The sequence below is a fragment of the Streptomyces sp. HNM0574 genome (assembly GCF_012726235.1).
Lineage (GTDB): Bacteria > Actinomycetota > Actinomycetes > Streptomycetales > Streptomycetaceae > Streptomyces.
In genome coordinates this window covers 41,974-53,529 of sequence record NZ_JAASAH010000025.1, presented here as the reverse complement: position 1 = coordinate 53,529, position 11,556 = coordinate 41,974, and the positions used below count along the sequence as shown (strand labels likewise).

At 72.4% G+C, this 11,556-nt stretch carries 9 protein-coding genes; 3 read left to right on the top strand and 6 right to left on the bottom strand.

Annotation, left to right across the window (positions count from 1 at the left end; genetic code table 11):
* The first annotated feature begins 307 nt into the window (after positions 1–307).
* Positions 308–1,501 carry a ricin-type beta-trefoil lectin domain protein gene (locus HCC30_RS29255; RefSeq protein WP_169445640.1) on the top strand — a complete coding sequence of 398 codons (1,194 nt, stop codon included), beginning with the start codon at positions 308–310 and terminating at the stop codon, positions 1,499–1,501.
* 61 nt (positions 1,502–1,562) lie between these two features.
* Here HCC30_RS29255 and HCC30_RS27600 read toward each other — a convergent pair whose 3' ends face one another.
* On the bottom strand, positions 1,563–3,191 hold the full coding sequence (locus HCC30_RS27600; RefSeq protein WP_169445639.1) for a sigma-70 family RNA polymerase sigma factor: 1,629 nt from the start codon (positions 3,189–3,191) through the stop codon (positions 1,563–1,565).
* 210 nt (positions 3,192–3,401) lie between these two features.
* Here HCC30_RS27600 and HCC30_RS27595 point away from each other — a divergent pair, with 210 nt between their 5' ends.
* Complete coding sequence (locus HCC30_RS27595; protein WP_169445638.1) at positions 3,402–3,938, top strand: GNAT family N-acetyltransferase; 537 nt, start codon at positions 3,402–3,404, stop codon at positions 3,936–3,938.
* A gap of 15 nt (positions 3,939–3,953) precedes the next feature.
* On the opposite strand, the gene HCC30_RS27590 is transcribed toward HCC30_RS27595, so the two are convergent.
* Genes HCC30_RS27590 through HCC30_RS27570 form a run of 5 tightly spaced genes read right to left on the bottom strand, consistent with a single transcriptional unit; the run spans position 3,954 to position 10,474 of the window.
* Positions 3,954–5,258 (bottom strand): hypothetical protein, encoded by a 1,305-nt coding sequence (locus tag HCC30_RS27590; RefSeq protein ID WP_240979949.1) that lies wholly within the window; start codon positions 5,256–5,258, stop codon positions 3,954–3,956.
* A gap of 10 nt (positions 5,259–5,268) precedes the next feature.
* Positions 5,269–6,702, bottom strand: coding sequence for an ATP-binding protein (locus HCC30_RS27585; protein ID WP_169445637.1), 1,434 nt, complete (start codon positions 6,700–6,702; stop codon positions 5,269–5,271).
* Positions 6,703–6,751: 49 nt separating this feature from the next.
* Positions 6,752–8,260, bottom strand: coding sequence for an SCO6880 family protein (locus tag HCC30_RS27580; RefSeq protein WP_169445648.1), 1,509 nt, complete (start codon positions 8,258–8,260; stop codon positions 6,752–6,754).
* 47 nt (positions 8,261–8,307) lie between these two features.
* Complete coding sequence (locus tag HCC30_RS27575; RefSeq protein ID WP_169445636.1) at positions 8,308–9,633, bottom strand: hypothetical protein; 1,326 nt, start codon at positions 9,631–9,633, stop codon at positions 8,308–8,310.
* Complete coding sequence (locus HCC30_RS27570; protein WP_169445635.1) at positions 9,623–10,474, bottom strand: hypothetical protein; 852 nt, start codon at positions 10,472–10,474, stop codon at positions 9,623–9,625. The genes HCC30_RS27575 and HCC30_RS27570 overlap by 11 nt, the downstream gene beginning before the upstream one ends.
* A 384-nt stretch (positions 10,475–10,858) precedes the next feature.
* On the opposite strand from HCC30_RS27570, the gene HCC30_RS27565 reads away from it, so the two are divergent.
* Positions 10,859–11,404 (top strand): DinB family protein, encoded by a 546-nt coding sequence (locus HCC30_RS27565; RefSeq protein WP_169445634.1) that lies wholly within the window; start codon positions 10,859–10,861, stop codon positions 11,402–11,404.
* Positions 11,405–11,556: the final 152 nt, after the last annotated feature.

The following is an 11,556-nucleotide window of genomic DNA, read 5'->3' as shown; positions in this document are numbered from 1 at the left end:
CTAAGCCTTTCAGCGCCGATGGTACTGCATGCGGGAGCGTGTGGGAGAGTAGGACGCCGCCGAACTCCTTTTAGAGAAAGGGCTGTTGTCCCGGATTGATTCCGGGACAACAGCCCTTTTTCGCGTTCCAGGGGTCCGAATTGTCCCTGGCCGCCGGGCTGTTGGTAACGGGTTGGTATACCCGCGGGACCGGGTCCGTGTTCGTCGCTCTTCCTCAGTGACCCCCACAACAGGAGGAAGTGTGCGACGAGAAGGACGACACAGGGCGTCACGCTGGAAGTTCGCGGCGCCGGGTGGTGCCGCGGCGGTGGCTTTCGCGCTCGTGTGGAGCGCGATGGGCATGCCGGGCTGGGCGGACGAGGTGCCGGCGCCGAGGAGTGCGGCGGAGGCGGCGGCCGCCGTCGATACGGACCCGGTCGGTGCCGTCGCCTGTGACGACGGTGAGGACGGGGACGGGAAGGGCCGCTACCAGGCCGTCTATGTGCAGCGTGCCGGCGGCGGGCAGAGCGCCGAGGGGCCGCGGACCGTGCAGCGGGTGCTGTGGGACATCGACCAGACCTTCGAGGCGAGCGCCAAGCGCTATGCGGGCTTTGACGATTCGCGTCGGCCGCGGATGGTGCAGGACGAGAACTGCCGGCCGAGTGTGATGAGCGTCGAGGTCTCGGGGCTCGGTGAGGAGCACTCGATGAGCGAGGTGCGGGACCTGGCGCAGCGGGCCGTCGACGAGAAGGTCGGCGGGACGGAGGCCGAGCAGGAGGAGTGGAACAGTACGCACCGGAAGCTGTTCTTCTACGACACCGGCAAGCCGGACGGGTGCGGTACGGCGGGTGCGCCGGGGCCGGAGTCGCGGGCGGACATGCACAGCGGCTGGGCCGAGGTGTCGTGGGGCTGCACTGGTGAGTCGGCGATGACGCACGAGATGATCCACCAGTTCGGGGTGACGCACTGCGACGAGGACAAGTCGCAGGGGAACGACCCGATCTGCCGTGGCTACGACGAGACGCCGCGTTGTGACGGACCCCGTTCGGGTGCGGTGCTCGACTGCGGGCTGGACACGTTCCGGTACTTCCACCCGCGTCCGGCGAAGGGCTCGTACCTGGCGGAGCATCCGGAGGAGAACGTGGCGCGGAGCCCGTACCTGATGCGGAACCGGCCGGCGAAGCCGGTGGCGACGTCCCTGGTGGATCAGGAGAGCGGTAAGTGTCTGGCGGCGAAGGGTGGTTCGCCGGTGCTGGCGGACTGCGAGGGCGACGGCCGGACGTGGGTGCGGAGCATCGGCGGCCGCGGCTACTTCAAGCTCAAGCTGGCGGGGAAGTGCCTCACCCGGAGTGAGGGAGGCGCGGCGCGGCTGGCGGACTGCAAGGCCGGTGCGGCGGGTCAGCACTGGTGGATGACGGCCAACGCCGGGGAGAACAAGGACGGTTACCAGGTGGTGCACCGCTCGGGCGGTGACCCGGTGACGGTCGGGGGAGCGGACACGTTCGTCATGCGGTCCGCGTAGTACGGGAGTTGAGTGAGGGGCCGGTCCCGCCGTGGTGGGGCCGGCCCCTTTGCCGTGCGGGTCAGCCGTCGGTCAGGTCGCCGTCGTAGCGGAAGCGGAGGGACTCGGTGTTGTAGTAGTTCGCCGTGGTGCCGATGGTGGGCTGGTGGGGCTTGCCCTGGGCCGCGGCGTGCCAGTCGTCGAGGCCGAGGAAGTAGAGGCGGTTGGCCTTCTGGGCGAAGACGATGTTGTCCGGCTTCTGGAAGTACGTCCAGCGGGTGTACGGGGCCGACTCGGCGTCGTCGCAGGGGCGTTGGCGTACGGGGGCGCCGTCGGCGGTGGAGTCGGTGTGGGTGAGGCACATGCCCGTCGCGAGGTTGCGGATGCGGGCTTCCTGCGCGGGGCGGTCGATGAGGAGTTCCCAGCGCTGGGAGGTGCCGCCGTCGCAGGTGGTCTCGCGGGGCGCGGCGCCTTCCTGCGGGGCGATGTCCATGCATCGGCCGGTGGCCATGACGCGCAGCCGGGTGCGGGCGTCGGCGCCGGGGGACCAGCTGGGCGGTGCCGACGTCCGCGCGGGGGAGGTGGTGGGGGCGTCCCTGGCGGGTTTCCGGTCGCGGGACGGCGGGCTCGTGGTGGGCCGGTCGGTGGGGACGGCGGGGGTGGTGACCGGCGGGGACGCGGCGGGGGCCCGGGCCGAGGTGTCGTCGCCGCCGGAGAAGAGCAGGAAGCCGCCGACGGTCAGGGCGGCGACCGAGGCGGCGGACGCGGCGAGGACGCCCGCGGTCTTGGCGGAGATGCCGCCCGCTCCGGAGACGGCGCCCGTCGCGGTGCCGGTGGTCGTCGCCGTGACGGCCGTCGTCGTGGCCTTCGTGAGGTACGCGGTGGTGCCCCAGAGCAGCAGGGCCGTGGGGAGGACGGCGCGGAGGCTGCTGTTGAGCTGGGTGAGTTCGAGGCGGGCCGTCCGGCACTGGGGGCAGTCGGCGAGGTGGCGTTCGAGGTCCTTGTTCGGGCGGCGGCCCGTACGGCGGACGGAGGCGGCCAGCAGGCCGGTGTAGCGGCGGCATTCGTCGTTGCCGCCGGCGCCGTCGGTGCGTTCGGCGTGCACCGTCAGGTAGGCCTCGCGCAGGCCCTCGCGGGCGCGTGCGGTGAGGGAGGTGACGCCGCTGGGGCTGATGCCGAGGAGTTCGGCGACGCGGGGTGCGGGCTCCTCCTCGACGGTGGTGTGCCAGAGCGCGGCCTGCCAGCGCTCGGGGAGCGACTGGAAGGCGCGGAGGACGAGTTGGCCGTCCTCGGCCTGGAGCATCCGGTCCTCGCCGCTGTCCGCGGCGGGGGTGCCCTCCAGTTCGCGTTCGACGTCGGCGGTCAGCTGGGTGCGGCGGGCGGTGTCGGCCCAGGCGGCCGCGGTGCGCCGGACGGTGGTGAGCAGGTACGGGCGCCAGGCGTCGGTGGGGCCGCCGCCGGCGCGTACGGCGCTCAGGGTGCGGGTGAAGGCCTCGGAGGCGAGGTCCTCGGCGGTGTGCGGGTCGCGGCAGCAGGTACGGGCGTAGGCGAGGACGGCGGGGCGGTGCCGGCGGAAGAGCTCGTCGAGCGCGGCGCCGTCACCGGCCTCGCCGTCGGCTCCGCCTTCCGGCCCCCGCGGGGTCTCGTGCGCGTCCCGTATTCGGGCGGTCAGCTCTGCGTCGCTGCTGGTGCTGCTGCGGCGTGTGGGCATGGCGAACATTGTGGGGGAGCCGTGCCCGGGACGGAAGTGAGCTCAGCGGCGCCGGGGTTCACCCGGGGGAGCACGGAGGGCCGCGCGTACGGGTCCGGGTGGGCCGGGGTGCGCCGGTGGTGCGCCGGGAGGCGCCCCGGGGTGCACGGGGGTGGGACCGGATCGGCGTTTCCGCTGCCGTGTGCGCGGTGACGGGGCAGTATCGGGGCCATGACGTACCTGATCCGCGCCGTGCGCGCCGAGGACTGGCGGGAGTTGAAGGATCTGCGGCTGGCGGCGCTGGCCGATCCGGCGGCGCCCGTGGCGTTCACCGAGCCGTACGCGAAGGCGGTCGCGCAGAGCGACGAGTTCTGGCGGCGTCGGGCGGCGCAGGGCGACCGGGGGCGGGTCGCGCAGACCTTCGTCGGGGAGCCGGCCGGCGCCGACTCAGCGGCCGGCGTGGCGCGTTGGGCGGGGATGGTGACGGTGCTGGTGGAGAAGGACAGCGTCGACGTCGTCGGGGTGTACGTGCGGCCCGAGCACCGGGGGACGGGGCTGGCGGGGCAGTTGTTCGCGGCGGCGGAGGAGTGGGCGCGTCCGCTGCGGCGGATCGGGGTGCGGCGGATGCGGCTGCACGTCCACGAGGACAACCCGCGGGCCGAGGCGCTGTACCGGCGGCTCGGCTACGTGCGGACGGGCGAGGCGGACGCGGACCCGAAGAATCCGGCGCTGAACCAGTACGAGATGGAGCTGCGGTTCGATCCGTGACGGGGCGGGCCCGGCTCAGGACGGGGTGCGGAGGTCGTCGATCTCGGTGAGGGGCGGGTCGAGGCGGGGGGCCGTGGCGCTGCGGGCCTCGTCGGCGACGGCGCGGGCCAGGGCGTTGAGCAGCGGCATGATCTCGGGGTCGTCGCCGACGACGTAGAGGGTGCCGGTCTCGGCGGGGAAGGAAGCGAGGGCGACGCGGTCGGCGCGGCCCGCGGTGCAGGCGTCGCGGACGTGCAGCCGGGTCAGGGGCGCGAGGGCCCGGCGTACCAACTCGGTGGCGGCGCGGCGGCGTTCGGGGTGGCCGGTGAGGGTGGCCTCCAGTTCGCCCGCGGTGCCGGCGCCGGCCTCGGGGTGGGTGCGGAGGATGCGCACCGGGCCGGAGGCGTTGCTTCCGGACGCCTGGGCCCAGCGGTGCACCTCGCGGAAGGGCCGGTTGTCGAGGGCGGCGGCGTGCAGCCAGCAGCGCAGCAGGGTCTCGGCTGCGGTGTGCACGTCCGCGTCGACGGGCCGCGGGGGGCGCCAGCCGCGCAGCGGCTCCAGGAGGGCGGTGGCGCGGGCCGCGGCGGTGGCGCGGTCGGTGCAGCCGTGGTGCGGTGACCAGCGGATACGGGCCGGGGTGTCGCAGCGGTGCGTCGGGTCGAAGACGTGCACGGGGCCGAGCTTGGCGCGGGCGTCCTTCGTCGCCGCCCACAGCTCCGGGTCGCGGGTGGCGACCAGCGCGGCGCCGGGGGCCTCGCGGACGCGGGCGTACGGGTCGGCGGGGGCGGGTTGATGCGCGGGGGCGGCCACCGGGGGCGCGGTGAGCGGGACCTGGGGGCTGGCCGCGGGTTCCGGACGAGGTTCCGGTACGGGTTCCGGTTGCGGTTCCGGTTCGGGCTTGTGGAGGGGGTTCGCGGGCTCCGGCTCCCGGGCCCGTTCGGCCTTGCGGGCCGCGTGGACGGCGCGGGCGCGGGCCACCGTGCCCAGCACGAAGACCGTCAGGACCACGGCGACGAGCAGCTGGCCCAGGACCAGGCCCCAGAACAGGCCGTACCCGGACAGCTGCCCGGACGGGGTGCCCGGCCAGGCGCCCGCGAGGTCGTGCGGCTCGGTGGCCAGCGCCCGCAGCGCCGCCGGGGTACGCGCGAAGGTCACGCCGGTGGGCCAGGCGCCGTGGCTGAACAGCCCGGCCAGCCCGGTCGCCGTCCAGGTGAGGACGGTGAAGCCGAGGAGGAACGCCAGGCCGCCGACGAGCAGTCCGTCCGGCACCCCGCCCTGCCTGCGGCCCTCGCGGCGGTCGCCGTCGGGACGTGCGGAGCCGTGCCGTTCGCGTGCGGACATGCCCGGCCGCCTACGCGACCGTCGAGTTGGCCGACGCGGCCCCGGGCGGCAGATCCTTCTCCATGCTCAGGGCCCGGGCCTCCGCTTCGGCCTCCAGATCGGCCTCCAGACCGGCGGCGAAGTCGGACGGGCCCTCCGAGGCCTCCGTCATGGCGCGGTCGGTGAAGACCAGCGGACGCTCGGCCTCCGTCACCAGATGCTTGACCACCTGGACATTGCCGTTGACGTCCCACACGGCGATACCCGGCGACAGCGTCGGAATGATCTCCACCGCCCAGCGGGGCAGACCCAGGACCTTGCCCGTCGCTCTCGCCTCGTCGGCCTTCTGCGCGTAGATCGTGCGCGTCGACGCCATCTTCAGGATCGCCGCCGCCTCCCGCGCGGCCGCGCCGTCCACCACGTCCGACAGGTGGTGCACCACCGCCACGAAGGACAGGCCGAGCCGGCGGCCGAACTTCAGCAGCCGCTGGAACAGCTGCGCCACGAACGGGCTGTTGATGATGTGCCACGCCTCCTCGACCAGGAAGATGCGCTTCTTCCGGTCGGGGCGGATCCAGGTGTGCTCCAGCCACACGCCGACGATCGCCATCAGGATCGGCATCGCGATCGAATTCCGGTCGATGTGCGACAGGTCGAAGACGATCAGCGGCGAATCGAGATCGATGCCCACCGTCGTCGGCCCGTCGAACATGCCGCGCAGGTCACCGTCGACGAGCCGGTCCAGGACCAGCGCGACGTCCAGACCCCAGGCACGCACGTCGTCCAGCGCCACGTTCATCGCCTCGGCCGACTCCGGCTTCGGATGCCGCAGCCGCTCCACGATGTCGGTCAGCACCGGCTGGCGGCCCGCCGTCGTCGCGTTCACATACGCGTGCGCGACCTTCAGCGCGAAACCGGAACGCTCGTCCAGGCCGTGCCCCAGCGCCACCTCGATGATGGTGCGCAGCAGCGCCAGCTGGCCCGTGGTGGTGATCGCCGGATCCAGCGGGTTGAGGCGGATGCCCTGGTCCAGCGCGGCCGTCGGGTCGAGGCGGATCGGCGTGATGCCCATCTCCTCGGCGATCAGGTTCCACTCGCCGACCCCGTCCTCGCCCTGCGCGTCCAGCACCACCACCTGACGGTCCCGGAACCGCAGCTGACGCAGCACGTACGTCTTCTCCAGCGCCGACTTGCCGTTCCCCGACTCGCCCAGCACCAGCCAGTGCGGCGCGGGCAGTTGCTGGCCGTACAGCTGGAACGGGTCGTAGATGTAGCCCTTGCCGCTGTACACCTCGCGGCCGATGATGACGCCGGAATCGCCCAGTCCGGGCGCGGCCGTCGGCAGGTACACCGCCTGCGCCTGGCCCGTCGACGTACGGACCGGCAGCCGGGTCGTCTCCGTCTTGCCGAAGAGGAAGCTGGTGAACGCCTCCGTCAGAGCGGTCAGTGGATCGCGCGCGGGCATCGGGCCCCTCCCCCTCTCAGCTGGAACTCGGTGGGCATACGGAACTCCCTCAGCGGATGCCGGTCGCGAACGGCAGTGTGTTGACGAACGCCCGGTGGTGCTCCCGGTCGCACCACTCCAGCTTCAGATAGCTCTTGCCCGCCGAAGCCCGTATCGTCCGCTTGTCCCGCGCCAGCGCCTCCGGCGAACGCGACGAGACCGTGATGTACCCGACGAGGTTCACCCCGGCCGCGCCGGACGCCAGGTCCTCGCCGCGCTGGTCCACCCGGCCCGACGCGGCGATGTCGCGCGGGTCCACGGTGCGGTTCATCTTCGACTGCCTGCTCGCTTCCGCGTCGTCGTTCGTCTTCTCCGTCAGCATGCGTTCGATGGCCAGCTCCGTCGGCTCCAGATCCATCGCCACCGCCACCGTCCGGATCACGTCCGGGGTGTGCACCAGCAGCGGGGCGAGGAAGTTGACCCCGACCGGAGTCATCGGCCACTCCTTCACCCACGCCGTCGAGTGGCACCACGGTTCTCGCGTCACCGACTCCCGCGTCTTCGCCTGGAGGAACGTCGGCTCCATGGCGTCCAGTTCGGCAGGCCACGCGTTCCGCTTCGACATCGCCTGAAGATGGTCGATCGGATGGTCCGGGTCGTACATGGAGTGGATCAGCGACGCCATCCGGGCCTGCCCCAGCGGCTGCCGCACCCGGATGTCGGCCTCCGCCAGCCGGGCACAGATGTCCGTCAGCTCACGGGCCATGATGATCGCCAGGCCCTCGTCCCTGGACACCTTCCGGCCCGCGCTGCGCCGCGCCGCCTTCGCGATCGTCGCGCCCTCCGCGGCCAGTTCACGCCCGTACGGCATGCAGGCCACCAGATAGGCGCGGTGCTGCTCGCTGGACGTGGACACCATCGACTGCAGCTGGTCGTACGACTCCCGCAGCCACGGCGCCACCGTCGCGTCACCGCGCTGCTCCACGTCCTTCGCGTGCGCGTCCGGATCGGCGGGCAGCGTACGGGCCAGCATCTGGAGCCGGGTGACAAAACCGTCGCCGTTCGCCACGTGCTTCAGCAGCGTGCCGAACCGGTCGACCAGCGCCTCTTGGTCCTCGCTGTCCCGCAGGCCCACCCCCGGGCCCTCGATCTCCACGACGGCCGTGACCGTGCGCCGGTCGGCGTGCAGCAGGACCGCCAGCTCGTCCGGGCCGAACGGCGCCGACAGCCAGGTGATCCGGCCGACGCCGGGCGGCGGGCCGATCTCCACCTCCCGGCCGTCCAGCCGGACACCCGCCTCCGCGGCGCCGTTCCGGTACACGTGCGAGCCCTTGCGCACCATGCGCTTGTACGAGCGGTTGATTTCGTACCACCTGTAGAACGTCCGCCCCTTGTACGGGACGTAGACCGCCGCCAGCGCCAGCATGGGAAAGCCGACGAGCGCCGGGATACGGAACGACAGCACCGGGATCAGCAGCCCGGACATCATGCCCAGGAAGGCACCGGCGATGATCAGCACGATCTCGCCGTTCTCCCGGTTCTTGCCGATGAGCGCGTTCGGCCTGGCCCGGCCGACCATGTACGTACGGCGGGGCGCGTGCAGCCCCGTGGCCTGCGTCGGCGTCGTCACCCGCGCTCACCCCCGCCGGACCGCGGCGCGCGGCTGCTGTGCGGGGTCTGCGAACCGGCCGCGCCGCCGGCGGACGGGCGCTCGGGGGCGCGCGGAGGCGGCGGCGGTTTCGCCGCGGCGCCCTCGCCGCCGGAGCCGCGGGAGGCGTGCGCCGCGACACCGCCCGCCGCCGGGTTGCCCGGGTTCGCGCCGCCGGAACCCCCGGAAGCGGAGCCTCCGGCGTTGCCGCGCGCGCTGTGCGTGTTGATGCCCTGCCTCACGAGCGCGGCGGGGGACGAGACGACGGCGGCGGCCGAACGGGACGCCGGATCGCGGCTGGAATTGCGCTGGTTGACGATCTCGTCACCGAAGCCCGGCACGAAGCGGTAGATCATCGCGCTGGCGAAGATCGCCAGCAGGATGATCGCCAGCCCCGACACGATCGCCGAGAACGCGTTCGGCCCCTCCGCCGACGACAGCGCGCCCGCCAGCCCCAGCACGATCACGATCACCGGCTTCACCAGGATCACCGCCACCATGATCCCGGCCCAGCGGCGGACGTGACCCCACAGGTTCTTGTCCACCATGCCCGCGTACACCGCCGTGCCCAGCAGCGCGCCCACGTACAACAGGGCCGCGCGGACCACGAGTTCGATGTACAGCACGCCCGCGGCGAGCACCGAGATCAGCGAGACCACGATCAGCATGATCGGGCCGCCGCCGATGTCCTCGCCCTTCTCCAGCGCCTCCGAGAACGTGCCGAAGAAGTTGTCCGTCTGCTCCGCCGTGCCCGAGGCCACGACCTCCGTCACCGCGTCCGTCGCCGACACCAGCGTGTGCAGGATCAACGGGGTGAACGCCGAGGCCAGCACCGTCAGCCACAGGAACCCGATGGCCTCCGTCAGCGCCTCCACCAGCGGCACCCCGCGGATCGCCCGCTTCGCCACGGCCAGCAGCCACAGCGTCAGCGTCAGGATCGTCGACGCGGCGAACACCACGGCGTACTGGCGCAGGAACTCCGGATTGGTGAAGTCGACCTTGGTGGTCGCGTTCACGAGATCCGCCAGCTTGTTCACCGTCCACGCCGCCGCCTCCGCGCAGCCCTTGGCCAGCGACTGGAGGGGGTCGAGGGAGTCGGTGACGCTGGAGCCCGGACTCCCGCTCCCGCCGCCGCTGCTTCCGTTGTCCCCGCGTTCGCAGTACTCCTTGGCCTGCCCCACATAGAGGCTGCAGTCGTCCTCCGGAGCCGCCGTCGCGCGGGTGGCCGCGGCGAAGAGGGCCGCCTGGACGCCGCCCAGCGCGGTCAGCACCGTGGCCGTGCGCCGTCGGGAATTAGCGGGCATAGGTGAACCCTCCGTACTCCTCCACCGCGGCGGCCATGTCGTCCGCGCTCGAGGCCCTGTTGTCGCCCTCCACCGGGGCGGGGCCGTCCTTCTGGCTGAAGCCCTGCACCTTCCAGTCGCCGTCCGACCACTGGAGGTTCAGCCGCATCGTGAACCAGTCGCTGGCCACCGGGTTGGTCGAGCCCTCACCCGCGGTGCCGAACACGCCCGTGCACCAGACCTCCAGCTCGGCCGTCCGCTTCCCGTAGTCGAGCACCTTCGTGCCGACGGGGGCCGTCCGGGAGATGTACGTGCCCTTCTTGGCCGTCCCGTTCTCGTCCAGGCCCAGCTTCTTCAGGAACGACGGGGCGTACGCCTTGTCCAACTTGGCCTTCATCTCCGTCTGTTCGGAGGCGGTGAAGACCTGTTCGACGACGCCGTCACGGGTGCCCGGCTTGATGATGTCGGAGGAGACCAGCGCCACCGCATAGTTCGCCGCCGCGCTCTCCGCCCCCTGGCGGGTGTGCGGGAAGCCGGAGGGGATGCCTCCGCCCGGGTTGTCCACGGGCTTCTCGCCGGTGGGGGCCGTCGGGCGGGCCTGCTCGGCGTTCTTGCCGGGCTCCTCGCCCGCCTTCTCCGTGCTGTCACCGCTCTGGTTCGCGAAGGCGATCGCCGCGATCAGCAGGACGACGACGCCCACCACGGTGACCAGGCTGCGCGCCGGTTTGGCGGGTGGTCTGCCACCGCCCTCCCCCTCGGGGAGGTGGGTGCGGGTAGTGAGCCGGCCGGAGCCGTGACCGTACGCCGGGCCGTCCTCGCCCGTACGCTCACGCTCGCCGAACCCGTCGCCGCCGATGCTCATGCCGGGCGATCCCCCTCGACCTCATCCGCTCAACTGCCGTCAGGACATTGTCTCCTCACCTGACGTTAGCCGTGATACCTGTGGTCCGGGGACAGAGTGCCAAGGGCACCGGTCACATCCTGCCGGTGTGATACCGGGACATGTCCGCCATGCGCCCTGCTCAGCACCCCGCGTCACGCGGCTCACGGAGGTCGGACGGAGGCACGCGGACCGCGCACAGCCATGGCCCAAGCTCCGCGCGGATGCCGTGAGTTGTTCGTACGGATTGTGTGCACGGCTTGTGGGTGCCGCCCGTTGTGCGTCGGATGTGTACTCCTGCGCGAGTTGTGACTCGCCCGTACGCCGCGCGGTGTACGTCGGAAGGACCGGAGGTAGGAGGGGTGCGTGAACCCTGAACACGACACCGCGGCCGGGGAACGGTCCTTACTTCTCCCGCGCACCGACCCGCCGTTGACCGGCGGCGAACGCGAAAGCCTGCGCGGCTACCTCGACTTCCACCGCAGCACCCTCGCCCTCAAATGCGAGGGCCTGACGGACGAACAGCTCCGCCTCCAGGCGGCCCCGCCCTCCGACCTCTCCCTCCTCGGCCTCGTCCGGCACATGGCGGAGGTCGAACGCGTCTGGTTCCGCCGCGTGCTGAACTCCGAGGACCTGCCCCTGGTCTGGTCCGACGAGGGCGACTTCCAGGCCGCCTACGACGCGACCGACGCCACCCGCGAGGACGCCTTCGCGGCCTGGCACGCCGAAGTCGCCGCCGCACGCCGCATCGAGCCCGCCGTACCGTCCCTCGACACCACGGCCCGCCGCCGCGAAGGCGCACCCGAGATGTCCCTCCGCCGGATCATGCTCCACCTCATCCAGGAGTACGCCCGCCACAACGGCCACGCCGACCTCCTGCGCCAGGCGGTCGACGGAGGGACGGGGATCTGAGCTTGTCCACAGGGTGTGGAATCCCGGTCCCGGTCCGCCCGTTCCCTGACGGGCGTCCCACCGCGTCCCCGGCCGGCGACGTCCGCACCGGCATCCCCGCAGGCCGGAGGGTGGAACGTCCCCCGCTCTCCCAGGCACGGCCGACGGGCTGG

Coding starts and splice junctions, on each gene's coding strand:
- HCC30_RS27580 (WP_169445648.1), bottom strand. CDS start 8,260: ATGGTCGGCCGGGCCAGGCCGAACGCGCTCATCGGCAAGAACCGGGAG.
- HCC30_RS27595 (WP_169445638.1), top strand. CDS start 3,402: ATGACGTACCTGATCCGCGCCGTGCGCGCCGAGGACTGGCGGGAGTTG.
- HCC30_RS27585 (WP_169445637.1), bottom strand. CDS start 6,702: ATGCCCGCGCGCGATCCACTGACCGCTCTGACGGAGGCGTTCACCAGC.
- HCC30_RS27570 (WP_169445635.1), bottom strand. CDS start 10,474: ATGAGCATCGGCGGCGACGGGTTCGGCGAGCGTGAGCGTACGGGCGAG.
- HCC30_RS27575 (WP_169445636.1), bottom strand. CDS start 9,633: ATGCCCGCTAATTCCCGACGGCGCACGGCCACGGTGCTGACCGCGCTG.
- HCC30_RS27600 (WP_169445639.1), bottom strand. CDS start 3,191: ATGCCCACACGCCGCAGCAGCACCAGCAGCGACGCAGAGCTGACCGCC.
- HCC30_RS27590 (WP_240979949.1), bottom strand. CDS start 5,258: ATGTCCGCACGCGAACGGCACGGCTCCGCACGTCCCGACGGCGACCGC.